Consider the following 15,882-nt stretch of genomic DNA (forward strand, 5'->3'; position numbering starts at 1 on the left):
GCGAGGCGGCGCGAGGCTGCTATTCCATCGAATCGATGACAGACCGCCGCCTGATCCTTGCCCTGGGCCGCCTCGAACGCGCTATAGCCCGTGTCGAGGCCGGCATCGAAGCAGCCCCGCCCACACAGTCGGGTTTCGGCCATGACGAAAGCGAGGCCTTGTACCGCCTGGCCGAGCGCCACCGCACGCTGCGCGAAACGACCGAGTCGGCGATCGAGCGGATCGATCGCCTGCTGGAGAGATATTGATGGCCGACGTCGACGTCGAAGTCGCCGGACGGCGCTATCGCCTGAGCTGCCGCGACGGGGAGGAGGACCACCTCCGCGCGCTGGTCAATATGGTCAACGGCAAGGCGCAGGACATCACCGGGGCGCTGGGGGAGATGACGGAGTCGCGCACGCTGCTGCTGTCGGCGCTGCTGCTCGCCGACGAGGTCAACGACCTGCGCGGTGCGGCGGCGGTGGCGCGCAACGAGGTGCCTGCCAGCGCCGAGCCCGATCCGGCCTATGCGGTCGCGATCGAGCGCATTGCCGAACGGGTCGAACGGCTGGCCGAGCAGATCGAACGGTCGTCGGTATGAGCCTGTTGCCGCTCCGCTCTTGAGAGTCGCGTCGCGGCATCCTAAATGGAGGGCGGCGGGTTCTGCCCGGCACGAGCTGCAGAGAACATCCCTGAGGCGATTCACATTCCTAGGGGGCTGTCCCTGCCCGGATCCTGGTCCGGAACATATGGTCCCCACCTGATGCTACTGGCGTCAGAGGATATTCCAGCAACGACCATGGCGGTCCCGCCACCCGCCTTTTTCCCCGCTGCCCGCTTTTCACCGGGGCCGGGGGCATCATGAGCCCGGCGACCGACAAGGCCGAACAGCGGTCGATCCTGCGGGGCCGACGGGATGGCTTCGTCCAGGCGCTGTCGCCGGACGACCGCGCCCGGCTCGAGGCCGAAGCGGCGGCTGCGCTCATGCCCTTGATCGCGGCGTCCCGATCGGTGGCCTTCTACGTCGCGCTGGGCAGCGAGCTGGGTTGCGCGGCCGCGATGGACATCGCCGCACGCGCGGGGATCGACATTCTCCTCCCCTATGTGACCGGTCGCGCCGCACCGATGCACTTCCACCGCTGGTTGCCGGGGGAGGCACTCGAGAGCGGCTGGCGTGGGCTGCTTCAGCCGCGCGCCGATGCGCCGCGTGGCGAGCCCGACGTGATCGTCGCGCCGCTCGTGGGATTCGACTCGCGACTCATGCGGCTGGGTCAGGGCGGCGGATTTTACGACCGAGCCTTCGCGCTACGGCCTATGGTGAAAAAAATCGGGTTTGGCTGGTCCGTGCAGCAAAGCTGCGCCATAGCCGTCGATCCTTGGGACGTGCCACTCGACGCGATGGTCACCGAACGGGGCCAGATCGAGCCGGAGGAAAGAGGGTGAACGAACCGAGCTGGCGCAAGCCCACAGGCATCTTCCTGATCTTGCTGTTGATTCTCGTCTGGGCTGTGATTGTCGCTACGGCATCCTCGTGGATCGGCGATCAGCATATGCTGGTGCAGCTGCTGATCTACGTGGTTGCCGGCATCGTCTGGATAGCCCCGCTGAAGCCCCTTCTGGCCTGGATGGAAACGGGTCGCTGGAGGCACTGACGTCGTAATATTACGGTGCGGCATTAACCGGATGTATCGAATCTCGCTCTATCCCCCGGTGCCAGGATCAGGGGTGTAGTTGTGCGCGAGGAACGTATCGCCGAAAAGTCTGCCGAGCGCGCCGAATGGCGCAGGCTCTATGACATGATCGGCAAATTGTTGTTCGACCACGGGCTCGAGCCGTCGCCGGGCAATTTCGAGATGTGCCACCGCTATCTTTCGGGGCGGGACGGCGAATTCAACGCGATGATCGATCGTGCCATCGCCAAGGAAGGCGGTTTGAACGAGACCGTCGCGGCGGCGATCGCAGCCCGGCTGGACAGCGGCCTTTCGACCGATGAACTGTCGCGGATCGCGACCGAGGCGCAAGGCTTCCTGGAGGAAATGTCGTCGATCCTGACGCGATCCGGCGACGAGGCGCGCGATTATGGACAAGCGCTTGCACACGAGGCGGCCGGGCTGGAGGCCGATGGGTCGCCCGCGCTCGCGGTCCAGAAGCTCGTCGGCCTGACCCGTTCGATGATCGACAAGGCGCAGCTTGCCGAAGAGGATCTGCGCCGGACCGAGGCGCAGATGAGCGTGATGCGCAAGGACCTCGCCGCCGCCCATCATCGCGCGAACAGCGACCCGCTGACCGGCCTGCCCAATCGTCGTGCGCTCGACCATCATCTGCGCAACGCCTTCGAGAAGGCCAGGCGCGGAGACACGCCGCTGGGGCTCGCGATTTGCGACATCGATCATTTCAAGCAGTTCAACGACACCCATGGTCACCAGATCGGTGACGAGGTGATCAAGTTCGTCGGCTCCTCGCTCGGCCGCGCGGCCAATGGCGATGTCTTCGTGTCGCGCTATGGCGGGGAGGAGTTCGTCATCGTGTTCGAACGCGCCGCTGCCGCCGGCGCGATGACTGTGCTCGACAAGATCCGGGCCGCGATCGCCGCACGCGAACTGAAGGTGACGCACACGGGCCAGTCGCTCGGCAAGCTGAGCTTCTCGGGCGGCCTTGCGATGCTCAACATCCAGGATTCCCCGGGATCGATCCTCAAGCGCGCCGATGCCGCGTTGTACCAGGCGAAGCAGCTGGGCCGGAATCGGATCCACGCCGCCGACTGACCGAAGAAGAATCGCGGGCGGGCGCGCGCAGGTTGGCGCTTCGCGTGCGCTTCCTCTATGGGGCAGGAACCTGTTCGTCTCGAGGGGCGCGTCGGCACGGCCGGGCACCTCCGGTGACGACAGCCGACCGGGAGCCCTGATGTCCGAAGTCGCGTCCTTCTTCTCGATCCACCGTCACGGTTTCGTCCGTGTTGGAGCGGGCACGCCGCTGGCCAGCGTCGGCGACGTCGGCGCCAATGCCGACGCCATCCTCGATCTGGGCCACCGTGCCGACGCCGCCGGAGTCGACCTGCTGGTCCTCCCCGAGCTCAGTCTGTCCTCCTATGCGATCGACGATCTGCATCTGCAGGATGCTCTGCTCGATCGGGTCGAGGACGAACTCGCCCGGATTGTCGAGGCCAGCGCGGCGCTCGCACCCGTGCTGCTGGTTGGGGCGCCGTTGCGGCGTGCGGGGCGGTTGTACAATTGTGCCGTGGTGATCGCGCGGGGCCGCATTCTTGGCGTGGTGCCCAAAAGCTTCCTCCCCAATTACCGCGAATATTATGAGAAGCGCTGGTTCGCGCCCGGCCATGGGCTGACCGGCCTCGACATGATGCTGTGCGGGCAGCGCGTTCCGTTCGGGGCGGACCAGATCTTCGCCGCCGAAGACCTGCCGGACTTCGTCTTCCACGTCGAAATCTGCGAGGATTACTGGGCACCGCTGCCGCCCTCGACCGCCGGCGCGATGGCGGGCGCGCTGATCCTGTGCAACCTGTCGGCCTCGAACATCATCATCGGCAAGGCGCGCGAACGCGCCATGCTCGCCCATTCGCAGTCGGTGCGCGCGATCGCGGCCTATTGCTACTCGGCCAGCGGGCCGGGCGAGAGCACCACCGACCTGGCCTGGGACGGACAGGCGATGATCCACGAGATGGGGACGATGCTTGCCGAATCGACGCGGTTCGGCATGGATGCGGAGTTGATCTTCGCCGACGTCGATGTCGAGAGGCTCCGTCTGGAGCGGATGCGCAACGGCACCTTCAATGACTGCGCCACGGCGGCCGGGCATCCGGAATCCCGCTTTCGGCGGATCGCCTTCACGCATCGGCCCCATGGCCGCGACGTCGGGCTCGCCCGACCGGTCGCCCGCTTCCCCTTCGTACCGGCCGATGCCGCAGAACTCGACGCCGACTGCTATGAGGCTTTCAATATCCAGGTCGAGGGCCTGGCGAAGCGCTTTCGCTCCACCGGCGGCAAGGCGATGGCCATCGGCATTTCGGGCGGTCTCGATTCGACCCATGCGCTGATCGTCGCAGCCAAGGTCTGCGACCGGCTGGGCCTGCCGCGCACGGCGATCCGGGGCTATACCATGCCTGGCTTCGCGACGGGCGAGGCAACCAGGTCCAACGCCTGGGCGCTGATGCGGGCGCTGGGAATCACTGCCGAGGAGATCGACATCCGCCCGGCGGCGCGGCAGATGCTCGTGGATATGGGCCACCCCTTTGCCGGGGGCGAACCGGTCTATGACGTCACCTTCGAAAATGTGCAGGCCGGTCTGCGTACCGACTATCTGTTCCGCCTCGCCAATCACCATGGCGGCCTGGTCGTCGGCACCGGCGACCTGAGCGAACTGGCGCTGGGTTGGTGCACCTATGGTGTGGGCGACCAGATGAGCCATTATGGCGTCAACGCCGGGGTGCCCAAGACGCTGATCCAGTATCTGATCCGCTGGTGCGTCCGGACCGACCAGTTCGACGCCACGACCGACGAGATATTGCTCTCTATCCTGGGGACCGAGATATCGCCGGAGCTCGTCCCTGCCGATGCCAGCGGCGCGATCCAGAGCACCGAGGCCCGGATCGGCCCCTATGAGCTCAACGACTTCTTCCTCCACCATGTCGTGCGACTGGGACTGAGGCCGTCGAAGATCGCCTTTCTCGCCTGGCACGCCTGGCGCGATGCAGACGCCGGGCTGTGGCCGGCGGGCCTGCCGGTAGAGGGGCGCAATCGCTATGATCTGGCTATCATTCGCGGCTGGCTGGAGAAATTCCTCTTCCGCTTCTTCACGATCAGCCAGTTCAAGCGCTCGGCGCTGCCGAACGGACCGAAGGTGTCGGGCGGCGGGGCGCTGTCCCCGCGTGGCGACTGGCGCGCGCCATCCGACGGAACGGCCAAGGTCTGGCTCGACGAACTCGCAGCCGCGCTCGACGGCGTCGAGGGCTGAGCCGGGGGGAGGCGCATCATGTCGGGGGACGGGATGACCCGCTTTCGCTGCGTCATGCTCCGGCGCAGCGGTACGTCCGAGATCCGCGTCGTCAGGGCGCCGGACGCGGCGGCTGCGCGCGCGGCGCTCGAGGCGCGGGGCCTGCAGCCGGTGAGCGTCGAGGCGATCGGGCCCAGCCTGTTCGACGTTCTGGCGGCGAAAGCGCGCTCGGGCGACTGGCGATGGCCGGGACGCCATGTCGAGGGGGCACGCGGCCCGACGGCGATCGCGACCGGCGACGTCGCCTGGCGGGCCGCACTCATCCTCGCCACCATTCCGCTCACGACCGCGATTATCGCCTGGGGCTGGACGGGTGTCGACATGCTGCGCATGCGGACGATCGAACGTCGCGACGCCGAAGCCCTGGCCGGGCAGGCGCGCATCGCCGCGGTCGAACGCGCCCGGCATGGCGTCGAACGGGTGGCCGGCGTGCCGCCGCTGAGCGCCATTGCCGCGCAGCTGGCGGATGTCTTGCCTGAGGGCGCGAGCGTCGAAGCCATGTCGCTGACTCCCGAAGCTGAACTGTTGATCGAGATCGATACGGCCGATCCCGATCAGCTGCGCGCGACACTGGCTGCCGATCCGCTGCTGGCGTCGCTCGGCGAGGTCGATCAGAGCCGAACCGATGCGGGCACGATCCGGGTCAGCCTGAAGGGACGGCTGCGATGATCGTCCGCTTCCCTCGTTACAGCCCGCGCCGCCTCGCGGCACTGGTCGCCATTGTCCTGCTACTGTGCCTTGTCGCAGGCCTGGGGTTGGCTGTCCTCGAACGGAAGCGGAGCGCCCTGCTGCGACTGGACATGCGGGCGGCGGCTGGCCGCCTCAGGGCCGCGCCGCTCCTGCCTCAGGGTCTGGGTTTTGCCGGACGCGATCGGGCGCAGGCCCAGGCCACCTTCGTCTGGACCATGCGCCGGGCCACGGCCGAGCGACGGCTGCTGCTCGAACGGCTCGCGCCGATGCCCGCCAATGGCCGGATGCCGACCGAACTCTCGGCCGATCTGGTCGTCTCGGGCCCTCAGCAGGACGTGCTCGCCCTGGTCCAAAGCCTCGAGTCCGGCACGCCCCTCATCCGCTTCGCCTTCTGGCGTCTGTCCCGCACGGGACCGGCCGAAACCGCGGTGCGGCTCGAGGCGCGCGCCGTGGGGTGGCACGAAGGATGAACGGTCGCCTGATCAACGGACTTGCGATCGCGCTGGCCCTCGCACTTCCCGGCTGGCTGCTCCACCGCGCACAGCCCGCGCTGCCGACGCTGCCCGCGCCGGGCGAGACGGTTCTGCCCGTCGCCGCGCCGGATGCGGTGCCGTCCCGGCGCCTGTTCCTCGATCCGCTGTCGCCTGCGCTGACGACGCAGGCAGAGGACGCGCCGCAACTTGTCGGAATCGTCGGGCGGCTTCCCGACAACGCCATTGCGATGGTGCGCTCGGGAGACGGCAGGACGGCGACGCTGTCGCCCGGGCAGAGCCATGAGGGCTGGACGCTCGTCAGCCTGTCGCCCGATGCCGCGCTGTTCGCCAAGGGCACGCGCCGGGTCCGGTCCTTTCTGGCTGCCGACGATCCCGAGCCGGAGGTTGACGAGGAAGCGCCCCTCGCCGAGTGATCAGGAGGCGCTGATCAGTAAACGCCCGAGATTTCCAGCGGCAGGCGCGCGCGGGGCGGTTCGAGCAGCAGTGGTGGGTGCTTGCCGAGCATCGCCTCGTCATAGCGGGTGCGGGCATATTTGGCGTCGGTCACCGCCTTGGCTGCAGCCTGGTCGCGCAGCACGGTCGGCTTCAGGAAGACGAACAAGGTCCGCTTCACCTGGCTCTCGCGCCGCGACTTGAACAGCTCGCCCGCGATCGGAATGTCGCCCAGGATCGGGACCTGGCTCTTCACCTGGCTGCGGTCGTCGCTCATCAGGCCGCCGAGGACGATGGTCTGGCCATCGTCGGCGAGCACGGTCGTCTGGATGCTGCGCCGGTTGGTGATGAGGTCGGCGGCGCCGGTCACTGCGGCGACGAGCGACGAGACTTCCTGCGCCACTTCGAGGCGGACGACATTGCCCTGATGGATGCGCGGTACGACTCGCAGCGTCAGGCCCACGTCCTGCCGCTCGATCGTGGTAAAGGGGTTGAGCGAGTTGCCGTCGGTGGTGAAGCTGCCGGTGCGGAATGGCACGTTCTGGCCGACCACGATCTCGGCCGGTTCGTTGTCGAGCGTGGTGATGCTCGGCGTCGACAGCAGGTTTGCGCGGGTCGACTGGCCGATCGCCTGCAGCAGCACCGAGAAATTGTCACCGAAGCTGATGCTGGCCGAACCGCCATTGGGCAGGACGGCGACCGCCGCGGGCGCACCGATCGCGCCCAATATGGTCGACAGCGAGACGCCGGGGCTGGTGAAGGAGGTCGCGGCACCGTCGCCACGATTGAGCGCGGCTGCGCCGATGCCAAGCTGGACGGCGAGGGATTCGGCCTCGTCGCCGCTGATTTCGACGATCACCGCCTCGATCAGGACCTGCGGGCGACGCACGTCGAGTTGGGAGATCAGCGGCTCGACCTCGGCAATGGCGGCCGGGGTGCCGCGCAGCACGATCGCGTTGAGCTCGGGCGCGGGCTGGACGGTCAGGTCGGGCGTCGAGAAACCCTTGGGACTGGCGTCGCCGCTGCTCCCGCCGCTGGTCGACGGGGCGGCAGCAGCTGCGGCGTCCGCGAGACTGCCGAGCGAAGAGGCGGTCGAGCCGAGCGACGAGGTCGAACCGGAGCGGGAAGAGGCGTTGGTTCGGCCGATGCTCGCGCGACCGCCGGCTACCGCCTTGGCGACCGGATTGGTGACGCTGCCCTGTTCGCCGAGCACGCCCTGCAACACGGCGGTGACCGATTCGGCGTCGCCATTGTTGAGACGGATCATCCGGGTGATCGGAACGCCGGCACCGGGTTTGTCGATCGTTGCGGCCAGCCGGCGCGCCTCGGAGATCAGATTGGGCTCTCCCCGCAGCAGCACCATGTTGCTCCGTTCGTCGGCCACGACGCGCGGGCCGCCGGTCTGGCTGCCGTCCCCGAACAACCCCTGGATGGCAGCCGCGACGTCCTTGGCATTGGCGTAGCGCAGCGAGATGCTGTCGAAACGCCCGCCGCCGCCATTGTCGAGCGCGCGTGCCAGTTGCTCGATGCGGCGGACATTTTCCGCATAATCGGTGACGATGATCGCGTTGGGCGAGGTCATCGCCTCGATGCTGCCGAACTGTGCGACGAGAGGCCGAAACACGCGCGCGGCCTGTTCGCCCGAGATATTGTGGAGGCGGACCATCCGCGTGGTGACATCCTGCGCGTTGAGCCGCCCGCCCGAGCCGGCATCGCGGATCGCCGAGGCCTGCGGAATGATTCTCCAGGAGCGCCCGGATTTCACTGCCGCGAAGCCATGGACGCGCAGGACCGACTGGAACAGGTCCCACACCCCGTCGACCGACAGCGGCTCGGCCGATGTGACGTTGACCGTGCCCTTGACCGCCGGATCGAGGATCAGCGTGCGGCCGGTGATGCGCGAAATCTGTTCCGCAACGTCGGAAATCTCGACCGCGCGCATGTTGACGACCACGTCGGCGGCACCCGGGGCGGACTGCGCCAGGACCGGCGCGCCGACCAGCGAGGCGGCGACCAGGGCGGATAGGGCGGTGCGGGCGTACAGGGACACGGATCGGTTCCTCAACGGAGGGCAAAGGAGAAGGTGACGCGCTTGCCGCCGCGCACGACTTCGACCTGGGCAGGTCCGGCGGCCATGATCTGGGCAAGAAGCTGGCGGTCGGCCGCGACGGCGGTGGCCGGCATGCCGTTGATGCGTTCGATGACATCGCCGGGAAGTAGCCCGGCCTCGCGTGCTTCGGGCGAAGGCGAGGTGCCGACGCGATAGGCGCCGCCGACGGGAGCTGCGCCGAGGCGGTCGAGCAGCGACAGCGGTCCGCCGGCCGGAGCGCCCGGCGGCGGCGAGCCGGGCGCGAAGGCCTGGAGCGGCTGGCTGCCCGACCCGTCCGACGGGCCGGTCGCGGGTACGGCGCCGGTGGCGGCCGGTGCGGACGAAGCTGCTGGCGGCGTCTGGCCATTGGCCGAGATGCGCGGCAGGTCGAGCCGTTCGAGGCGACCGTTCGTCCGCAGCAGCACCTTGTCGAAGGCGATCGCCTCGATCGTCGCGCCGCCCGGCACCGACTGGCCCGTGACATAGGCGACGGGCTGGCCGCCGGTGGGCGCGATCAGCGCGGACGAGGCCGAAGCCGGGTCGGCAAGGATGATGCCGCGCAGCTGGAGCGCGAGGCTGGTCGGCGGGGCCGACGAGGCGTCGGGCCGGCCGAAGGGCGCAAGTGCGAGCGCAGGCGCGATATCTACGGACCCGCCGGGTGCGGCTGCCACTGGGGCACTGGCTGGCCGGGTCGAGCTGGCGCCCATGAGATGCCAGGTCGTCACGCCCAGCGAGATGGCGATCGAAGCGATCACCAGCGCGGTGAAGATGTCGGCGGCGCGGGAGGCCTGGCGTGGGGTCATCGCGTGGTTGTCCCCCGGTCGCGGAATCCATCGAGCGTGACGACGGGATCGCTCTCGCCCGGCGCCGAGACCGACACGGCCAGCTTGGCGAGGTCGGGATCGTCGGTGGCCGTCTCGGCGACGGTCACGCTCCAGCGGCTGCCCAGCATGTCGACCGTCTCCGGCGACGTGGAGGCGCCGGGAAGCGAAAGTTCGGCAAGCCGGTTCTGGGCGACCAGTTGCGCGCCGGCGCGGCGTTCCAGGCTGCGGATCGAATCGACATGTGCCTCGGCCGCGCGGACGAGTCCGGCGGCGGCGATGGCGAGGACAAGCAGCGCCACGAGCGCCTCGATCAGCGAGAAGCCTTCTTCTTGGAGCCGGCCGGCGGGATGAAGCGCCTGCATCATGCGGCCGGCGCCGGAATGGGCGTAGCCGACAGCCCGTCATAGACGACCATCCAGCGATCCTCGCCCGATCGCAGGCCGATGCTTGCCGGAACGCCGGTGCCGTCGACGCCCAGCATCAGCGGCGGCGTGCGCTTGCCCATGTCGAGTCGGATCCCGACCGGCAGGCGATGGCGGGCATGCGCCTCATCATTGCCGCTGCTCGAACCGAGGAAGGCGTAGCCCCGATCGTCCCAGGTGAAGGCGACCGGTTGATCCGACACCATGGCTTCGTCGGCGACCGACTGGAGCCGGCTCGACAGTCGGCGCGCCTCGGCCTCGACGCTGGGCGCACGGGTAGCCGCGCCGATGCCGAGCACGGTCGCCCCCGCCGCGACCGCGATGATCGCGAGCACGGCCAGCATCTCGACCAGCGTCATCCCCGATTCGCCCCCCTGTGGCTGCATCTCAGGGTGCTTTATCACTCAGATCGGCATCGAGTCCCTCGCCGCCGGGCTTGCCGTCCTTGCCGAGGCTCAGCAGTTCGAAGGTGCCGCCAGTGTTGCGATAGACATATGGCCGGCCCCAGGGATCGACCGGCACCTGCGCCAGATAGCCTTCGGACGACCAGTTGCGCGGGAGCGGCTCGGTGGTGGGCTTCTTCGACAGGGCGGCGAGGCCCTGGTCGCTGCTGGGATAGTCGCCATTGTCGAGTCGGTACATCTTGAGCGCGGCGGAGATGGTGCGCAGGTCGGTCTTGGCCACGGTAACGCGGGCCTCGTCGGGGCGGCCGATGACGTTGGGCACGATCAATGCGGCTACAAGCGCGATGATCGCCAGCACGACGATCATCTCGATCAGGGTGAGGCCCGCTTCCGGATCGGAGATGGCGCGACGGGGCGCGTGTTCGGCCTCGTCATGAAATTGTTGCGAAACTATGATCATGGCCGCGCTATGAGATACATCCATGAAAACCATGTTACAGTCGCCTAGCATAGCGCCCCGACTGGCGCGGCTAAAAAATATGCTTGCCGGCCCGGCCGTGGGTGCGGCGTGGGCCTGTGACAACGGAGGCTGCCGGCCGCTGGGCGTCGATGCACCGCGCGATGTGGTCCTGGTGCCCAGCGAAGAGGTGCTGCTGCTGCCGGTACCGCTGCCGCTGCCCTCTCCTGCCAAGCGGCTTGCGGCTCTCCCTTTCGCGATCGAGGACCGGATCGCCGAACGAATCGACGCCGTCCATCTCGCGCTGGGCGGGCAGGCGCCGGGTGGCGAGTGGATTGCTGCCGTGGTCGCACCCGAAGCGATGGCCCGGTGGATCGCTACGGCAGAAATCGCCGGTGTCGGCGACGCAGCCCTGCTGCCCGACGCGCTGGCGCTGCCCGTTCCGGATGCAGGCCGGTGGAATGTTCTGCGCGATGCCACGGGTCGAATCCTCGTGCGGCTTCCGGATGGTGGCGGCTTTGCCACTTATGAGCCGCTGTTCCTGGCGATGTGGACGGCCGCTGGCCGCCCCGAATGCGACGAACAGGCCGGGCTGGGACCGATCGGTTCGATCGCGCTCGACCTGCGACAGGGCATCTTCGCCCGTCCGCGCCAAGGGCTGTCCGCGACCGGCAGGCGCGTTGCGCTCGTCGCGGCCGCCGGCCTCCTCGCCCACGGTGCGATCGCTGCCGCCGACACCTTCGCGCTCAAGTCGATCGCCGCGAAGCGCGGCGCCGAACTGACCAGCCAGCTCGCGACGGCCGCACCCGGCCGCTATGCGGGCAGCGATCCGCGCGAGGCGGCGATGGTCGCGGCCGAGCTCATCCCGGCCGGAACGACGGCACCGCCGGGCAGCTTCCTGCCTCTGCTGACCCGCAGCTCGGCGGCTCTGGCGCCCTTCGGGGCGACGGTGACGGTCCGCAGCCTGGGATTCGATGCCGTTCGCCAGCGCCTGCAGCTGGAGGTCGATCTCGCCGATCCGTCCGCGCGCGGGGGCATCGTAAAGGCGCTGCAGGGCGCGGGGCTGCAAGGCCGTTTCGAGGGGGCGACCCTCATCATCGCCGAGGGGGGCGCATGAGCCGTTTCGATTTCGCCACGCTGTTTCCGACCGCCGAACCGGCGCGGCAGAAGCTGCTCACCTGGTGGGCGGCGCGCAGCCGACGCGAGCAGATATTGCTGGCGCTGTTGGCCGTCCTGCTGATGGCCTGGCTGGTCGTCACCATGGCCGTGCAGCCGCTGCTCGAGACGCGACGCCGGGCGATCAACGACATCCGCACCTATGAGAGCCTCACCACGCGGCTCCGCAGCGCAGGCCCCATAGGCAGCGCCCCCGTGCAACCGCAGATGAGCGGCACGCCGGCGACGATCCTGTCGACGACGGGCGCGCAGCAGGGGGTGGTTCCGGTCGTGAACGGCGAGGGCGGCGAGGTTCGCGTTACCGTCGCCGACGTCCCCTATGAGGCGCTCGTGCGCTGGATCGCAGCCTTCGAAGGGGGAAGCTCCCTGCGCGTTACGGGATTGCGGATCGATCGTCGGCCTGCCAGCGGATCGGTTTCGGCCGAACTGACGGTGCGCGCATGACCGCGCTTCCCTATGGCTTCGCACGCCGCCACGGCGTCCTGGTCGATCAGGCGGGGGAGGCCCATCGCTGCCTCTTCCGGGCCGGCGCCAGCCCGGAAGCGCTGCTCGAGGTGCAGCGTCGCTTCGGACCGGCGACCTCGTTCGAGCCGGTCGGCGAGGAGGCGTTCGAATCCGCCGTCGCCGCCACCTATCGCGATGGCATGGCAGGCGGCATGGATCTGGCCGAGACCGACGATCTGGCCACGCTCGCCGACAGCGCTGCGGCGGTCGACGATCTGCTCGACAGCCGCGACGACAGTCCGGTCATCCGCCTGATCAACGCGTTGCTGCTGCAGGCGGTGCGCGATGGCGCGTCCGATATCCATATCGAAACGCAGGAAAAGCGCCTGATCGTCCGCTTCCGCGTGGATGGCGTCCTGCGCGACGTCGTCGAGCCGAAACGCGCCCTCGCCCCGCTGCTGGTCAGCCGCATCAAGGTCATGGCGCGGCTCGACATCGCCGAGAAGCGGATCCCGCAGGACGGCCGCGTCACGCTGCGCGTCGGCGGTTACGACATCGACGTCCGCGTCTCGACCATCCCGACCCAGCATGGCGAGCGCGTGGTGATGCGTCTGCTCGATCGCGGCAGCACAGGGCTCGACATCGATGCGCTGGGCATGTCCGAGCGCGACCGCGAGGTCTTCCTGCGCCTGCTCGATCGCCCGCACGGCGTGCTGCTCGTCACCGGCCCGACCGGATCGGGCAAGACGACGACGCTCTACACCGCGCTGACCCATCTCAACGACCGCAAGCGCAACATCATGACGGTCGAGGATCCGATCGAATATGAGCTGGCGGGCATCGCCCAGACCCAGGTCAACGCCAAGACGGGCATGACCTTCGCCCGCGGCCTGCGCGCGATCCTGCGCCAGGATCCGGACGTGATCATGGTCGGCGAAATCCGCGACCAGGAAACCGCCGAGGTCGCGGTGCGATCGTCGATGACGGGCCATTTCGTGCTGTCCACGCTCCACACCAACAGTGCGATCGGGTCGATTACCCGGCTGATCGACATGGGGGTCGAGCGTTACCTGCTCGCACCGATGGTCGTCGGCCTGATCGCGCAGCGGCTCGTCCGCCGCCTGTGCGAGCATTGCCGCTGGCAGGATCGCGCGACCGAGGCGGACTCGATCCTGCTCGGCAAGGCGCTGAAGCCGGGCAAGAAGATCTGGCGCGCACGCGGCTGCGACGAATGCCATGGTGAGGGCTATAAGGGCCGCATGGCGTTGTACGAAGTCGTGGCGGCCGACGACGAGATCCGCCGCATGATCCACGACGGCGCGTCGGAGGCCGAACTGACCGCAGCGGCACGGCGCGAGGGACCGAGCCTGCTCGAGGACGGTATCGACAAGCTGCGCGCCGGTCTCACCACGGTCGAGGAAGTCGCCCGCGTCGTCCAGGACGAGGGGTAAAAGCCCATGCCCGCCTTCGCCTATCGCGCCGTCGACCCGCGCGGCGCCTCCAAGCAGGGCGTGATCGAGGCGTCGAGCGCGGCCGCCGCGCGACAGTTGCTGCGCGACCGTGAATTGCTGCCCACTTCGGTCGAGGCGGCCACGGCACAGGCGGCGGCCGGGGGGAGCGGCCTGCGCCTTTTCCGTCGCCGCATCGGCGCCAAGGCGCTTTCCACGGTGACGCGACAGATCGCGACCCTCGTCAGCAGCGACGTCAATGTCGAACAGGCGCTCAAGCTGGTCGCCGAATCGGCGGAAAGCGCTGCGCTGCGGTCGCTCCTGCTCGATGTGCGCGGGGCGATCCTCGACGGCTACAGCTTCGCGGCCGCGCTGCGGCTGCACCCCGCGACCTTCCCCGAATTCTTCACCGCGTCGGTCGCGGCCGGCGAGCAGGCGGGCAAGCTGTCCGAGGTGCTCGCCCATCTCGCGGACTTCGTCGAGGCGCGCCAGCGCAACCAGCAGAAGATCCAGCTGGCGCTGCTCTACCCGGCGCTGCTCGCGGTCGTGTCTTTCGGTATGATGGCGCTGCTTATGGTCTATGTCGTGCCCGACATCGTCCGCGTCTTCATCTCGCGCGGGGCGGACCTGCCCTTCCTCACCCGCGCGCTGATCGCCATCTCGGCTGGCCTGCAAAGCTATGGCCTGGCGCTGCTCCTGCTGATCTCCGGCGGAATCTTCCTGTTCGGTCGCTGGCTGCGTGCGCCCGCGAACCGGCTGGGGTTCGACCGGACGCTCGCTGGCACCTGGCCGATCGCGCGCTTCAGCCGGCAATATAATGCGGCGCGTTTCGCGGCGAGCCTCGCGACGCTGGTCCAGAGTTCAGTACCGCTGGTCGACGCGCTCAATGCGGCGGCGGCGGTGACCCCCAATCTCCATTTCCGCCAAGCGGCGCTGCGCGTCGCCGAGCGGGTGCGCGAGGGCGCGAGCCTTCAGGCGGCGATGGGTGAATCGGGTATCTTCCCGGCGATGCTCGTGGCGATCGTCGCGAGCGGCGAGAATGGCGGGCAGCTCGGGCCGGCGCTCGCGCGCGCGGCGGCGGAACTGGAGCGTGAACTCGAGGCGATGGCGTCGATGCTGGTGGCGCTGGTCGAGCCGATGGTGCTGCTGATGATGGGCGGGCTCGTCCTGCTTATGGTGCTCGCCATCCTGCTGCCGATCATCAACCTCAACAATATCGTGGGCATGTGACGATGTCTGGGCCCACCGCGACCCCGAAGCTAGAGGTCGCTTTCGATCGTCATGCCGCCCGGCGGCGAGAGAAAGGGCAGCGCGGCCGCGCCTTCGGCAGTCACGGAGAGGCTGATCCGGCCATCCGGGTTGAGCGTGCCGAGCAGATAGGCTGGCTGCGGCTGACCGGTCGGCGCCAGCGTCAGTCGGGTCCGCTCGCCATCGCCGATCGCGTCGAAGCGCAGCGGCGGAACGGCGACCGGCGCCGCGCCCGCCGGGCCTTGGCAGCTGCCGGGCTGGGTATCGATTCGCCCCTCGGCCATGCGGGTGCCGCCGCCGATCGTCATCCGGCGCAGGTCGACCGCCATGGGCAGGCTGCAGCGAAACGGGGTCTGGAGCAGCGGCGCGATGAGTTCGCCATCGGCCGTGCCGCGGACATCCCCGAAAATCACGCGGCCAGGACGCAGCAGGGCGTTTCCCGTCAGCGTGTTGACGCCGCCCGCAAGGCCGAAATCGACGGCGAAGCCGAGGCCGGTCAGGCTGCGCAGCGGCGACCAGCGCCAGTTCAGCGTGGTGCTGCCCAGCGGAGCCGATCCATGCCAGATGGTGCCGCCGGCGCCGGGGATCGGCACCACCAGTGCGGCGGGGACGGTTGCGATCAGCGTGGCGAGATAAAGACCGATGCCCAGGCCCGCATAAGCGAGCCGATGGCGGCTGGTAGGGTTGCGTGAAGGAATATCGGATGGACCGCCAAAGACGTCATCTTCTGGGGCTCCTGCCGTCAGCGCTGCTTCTGGGGTCGGCATC

At 68.7% G+C, this 15,882-nt stretch carries 19 protein-coding genes; 13 read left to right on the forward strand and 6 right to left on the reverse strand.

What is annotated here, in order from left to right; translation table 11 throughout:
• Nucleotides 1–35 precede the first annotated feature (35 nt).
• From G6P88_RS13230 to G6P88_RS13270, 9 genes are all read left to right on the forward strand, one after another.
• Nucleotides 36–248 (forward strand): hypothetical protein, encoded by a 213-nt coding sequence (locus G6P88_RS13230; RefSeq protein ID WP_165323583.1) that lies wholly within the window; start codon nt 36–38, stop codon nt 246–248.
• Complete coding sequence (gene zapA / locus G6P88_RS13235; protein WP_165323584.1) at nt 248–580, forward strand: cell division protein ZapA; 333 nt, start codon at nt 248–250, stop codon at nt 578–580. Before G6P88_RS13230 ends, zapA begins: the two co-directional genes overlap by 1 nt.
• A 260-nt stretch (nt 581–840) precedes the next feature.
• Nucleotides 841–1,422, forward strand: coding sequence for a 5-formyltetrahydrofolate cyclo-ligase (locus tag G6P88_RS13240; RefSeq protein WP_165323585.1), 582 nt, complete (start codon nt 841–843; stop codon nt 1,420–1,422).
• Complete coding sequence (locus G6P88_RS13245; RefSeq protein ID WP_165323586.1) at nt 1,419–1,631, forward strand: DUF2842 domain-containing protein; 213 nt, start codon at nt 1,419–1,421, stop codon at nt 1,629–1,631. Before G6P88_RS13240 ends, G6P88_RS13245 begins: the two co-directional genes overlap by 4 nt.
• 81 nt (nt 1,632–1,712) lie before the next feature.
• On the forward strand, nt 1,713–2,744 hold the full coding sequence (locus tag G6P88_RS13250; protein ID WP_165323587.1) for a GGDEF domain-containing protein: 1,032 nt from the start codon (nt 1,713–1,715) through the stop codon (nt 2,742–2,744).
• Nucleotides 2,745–2,883: 139 nt separating this feature from the next.
• On the forward strand, nt 2,884–4,947 hold the full coding sequence (locus G6P88_RS13255; protein WP_165323588.1) for an NAD(+) synthase: 2,064 nt from the start codon (nt 2,884–2,886) through the stop codon (nt 4,945–4,947).
• An 18-nt stretch (nt 4,948–4,965) separates the two neighbouring features.
• Nucleotides 4,966–5,655 carry a hypothetical protein gene (locus G6P88_RS13260; protein WP_206335766.1) on the forward strand — a complete coding sequence of 230 codons (690 nt, stop codon included), beginning with the start codon at nt 4,966–4,968 and terminating at the stop codon, nt 5,653–5,655.
• Nucleotides 5,652–6,146 carry a hypothetical protein gene (locus G6P88_RS13265; RefSeq protein WP_165323590.1) on the forward strand — a complete coding sequence of 165 codons (495 nt, stop codon included), beginning with the start codon at nt 5,652–5,654 and terminating at the stop codon, nt 6,144–6,146. Before G6P88_RS13260 ends, G6P88_RS13265 begins: the two co-directional genes overlap by 4 nt.
• On the forward strand, nt 6,143–6,583 hold the full coding sequence (locus G6P88_RS13270) for a hypothetical protein (RefSeq protein ID WP_165323591.1): 441 nt from the start codon (nt 6,143–6,145) through the stop codon (nt 6,581–6,583). The genes G6P88_RS13265 and G6P88_RS13270 overlap by 4 nt, the downstream gene beginning before the upstream one ends.
• A gap of 14 nt (nt 6,584–6,597) precedes the next feature.
• Here G6P88_RS13270 and gspD read toward each other — a convergent pair whose 3' ends face one another.
• The 5 genes from gspD to gspG are packed head-to-tail and all read right to left on the reverse strand — an operon-like array spanning nt 6,598 to nt 10,801.
• Complete coding sequence (gene gspD, locus G6P88_RS13275; RefSeq protein WP_165323592.1) at nt 6,598–8,652, reverse strand: type II secretion system secretin GspD; 2,055 nt, start codon at nt 8,650–8,652, stop codon at nt 6,598–6,600.
• An 11-nt stretch (nt 8,653–8,663) separates the two neighbouring features.
• The gene (locus G6P88_RS13280; RefSeq protein WP_165323593.1) at nt 8,664–9,494 is read right to left on the reverse strand and encodes a type II secretion system protein N; all 831 of its coding nucleotides are present in this window, start codon (nt 9,492–9,494) and stop codon (nt 8,664–8,666) included.
• Entirely contained in the window at nt 9,491–9,880 is a 390-nt protein-coding gene (gspI, locus tag G6P88_RS13285) for a type II secretion system minor pseudopilin GspI (RefSeq protein WP_226946557.1), read from the reverse strand. Before gspI ends, G6P88_RS13280 begins: the two co-directional genes overlap by 4 nt.
• Entirely contained in the window at nt 9,877–10,323 is a 447-nt protein-coding gene (locus G6P88_RS13290) for a GspH/FimT family pseudopilin (protein WP_165323594.1), read from the reverse strand. Before G6P88_RS13290 ends, gspI begins: the two co-directional genes overlap by 4 nt.
• 1 nt (nt 10,324) lies before the next feature.
• Nucleotides 10,325–10,801 carry a type II secretion system major pseudopilin GspG gene (gspG, locus tag G6P88_RS13295; protein WP_165323595.1) on the reverse strand — a complete coding sequence of 159 codons (477 nt, stop codon included), beginning with the start codon at nt 10,799–10,801 and terminating at the stop codon, nt 10,325–10,327.
• Nucleotides 10,802–10,880: 79 nt separating this feature from the next.
• On the opposite strand from gspG, the gene gspL reads away from it, so the two are divergent.
• From gspL to G6P88_RS13315, 4 genes are read left to right on the forward strand one after another with little or no spacing between them, the layout of a single operon-like run.
• Nucleotides 10,881–11,915, forward strand: a complete 1,035-nt coding sequence (gene gspL, locus G6P88_RS13300; protein WP_226946558.1) for a type II secretion system protein GspL — start codon at nt 10,881–10,883, stop codon at nt 11,913–11,915.
• The gene (gene gspM, locus G6P88_RS13305; protein WP_165323597.1) at nt 11,912–12,418 is read left to right on the forward strand and encodes a type II secretion system protein GspM; all 507 of its coding nucleotides are present in this window, start codon (nt 11,912–11,914) and stop codon (nt 12,416–12,418) included. Before gspL ends, gspM begins: the two co-directional genes overlap by 4 nt.
• Nucleotides 12,415–13,869 carry a type II secretion system ATPase GspE gene (gspE, locus tag G6P88_RS13310; RefSeq protein ID WP_165323598.1) on the forward strand — a complete coding sequence of 485 codons (1,455 nt, stop codon included), beginning with the start codon at nt 12,415–12,417 and terminating at the stop codon, nt 13,867–13,869. Before gspM ends, gspE begins: the two co-directional genes overlap by 4 nt.
• Before the next feature lie 6 nt (nt 13,870–13,875).
• On the forward strand, nt 13,876–15,096 hold the full coding sequence (locus G6P88_RS13315; protein ID WP_165323599.1) for a type II secretion system F family protein: 1,221 nt from the start codon (nt 13,876–13,878) through the stop codon (nt 15,094–15,096).
• 29 nt (nt 15,097–15,125) lie between these two features.
• Here G6P88_RS13315 and gspN read toward each other — a convergent pair whose 3' ends face one another.
• The gene (gene gspN / locus G6P88_RS13320) at nt 15,126–15,881 is read right to left on the reverse strand and encodes a type II secretion system protein N (protein WP_165323600.1); all 756 of its coding nucleotides are present in this window, start codon (nt 15,879–15,881) and stop codon (nt 15,126–15,128) included.
• Nucleotide 15,882 lies beyond the last annotated feature (1 nt).

The organism is Rhizorhabdus phycosphaerae, assembly GCF_011044255.1.
In the GTDB taxonomy this organism is placed as follows: domain Bacteria; phylum Pseudomonadota; class Alphaproteobacteria; order Sphingomonadales; family Sphingomonadaceae; genus Rhizorhabdus; species Rhizorhabdus phycosphaerae.

Coding starts and splice junctions, on each gene's coding strand:
- G6P88_RS13265 (WP_165323590.1), top strand. CDS start 5,652: ATGATCGTCCGCTTCCCTCGTTACAGCCCGCGCCGCCTCGCGGCACTG.
- gspL (WP_226946558.1), top strand. CDS start 10,881: ATGCTTGCCGGCCCGGCCGTGGGTGCGGCGTGGGCCTGTGACAACGGA.
- G6P88_RS13290 (WP_165323594.1), bottom strand. CDS start 10,323: ATGCAGCCACAGGGGGGCGAATCGGGGATGACGCTGGTCGAGATGCTG.
- gspI (WP_226946557.1), bottom strand. CDS start 9,880: ATGATGCAGGCGCTTCATCCCGCCGGCCGGCTCCAAGAAGAAGGCTTC.
- G6P88_RS13270 (WP_165323591.1), top strand. CDS start 6,143: ATGAACGGTCGCCTGATCAACGGACTTGCGATCGCGCTGGCCCTCGCA.
- G6P88_RS13315 (WP_165323599.1), top strand. CDS start 13,876: ATGCCCGCCTTCGCCTATCGCGCCGTCGACCCGCGCGGCGCCTCCAAG.
- gspM (WP_165323597.1), top strand. CDS start 11,912: ATGAGCCGTTTCGATTTCGCCACGCTGTTTCCGACCGCCGAACCGGCG.
- zapA (WP_165323584.1), top strand. CDS start 248: ATGGCCGACGTCGACGTCGAAGTCGCCGGACGGCGCTATCGCCTGAGC.
- G6P88_RS13240 (WP_165323585.1), top strand. CDS start 841: ATGAGCCCGGCGACCGACAAGGCCGAACAGCGGTCGATCCTGCGGGGC.
- G6P88_RS13260 (WP_206335766.1), top strand. CDS start 4,966: ATGTCGGGGGACGGGATGACCCGCTTTCGCTGCGTCATGCTCCGGCGC.
- G6P88_RS13230 (WP_165323583.1), top strand. CDS start 36: ATGACAGACCGCCGCCTGATCCTTGCCCTGGGCCGCCTCGAACGCGCT.
- G6P88_RS13280 (WP_165323593.1), bottom strand. CDS start 9,494: ATGACCCCACGCCAGGCCTCCCGCGCCGCCGACATCTTCACCGCGCTG.
- gspG (WP_165323595.1), bottom strand. CDS start 10,801: ATGATCATAGTTTCGCAACAATTTCATGACGAGGCCGAACACGCGCCC.
- G6P88_RS13255 (WP_165323588.1), top strand. CDS start 2,884: ATGTCCGAAGTCGCGTCCTTCTTCTCGATCCACCGTCACGGTTTCGTC.
- gspE (WP_165323598.1), top strand. CDS start 12,415: ATGACCGCGCTTCCCTATGGCTTCGCACGCCGCCACGGCGTCCTGGTC.
- gspN (WP_165323600.1), bottom strand. CDS start 15,881: ATGCCGACCCCAGAAGCAGCGCTGACGGCAGGAGCCCCAGAAGATGAC.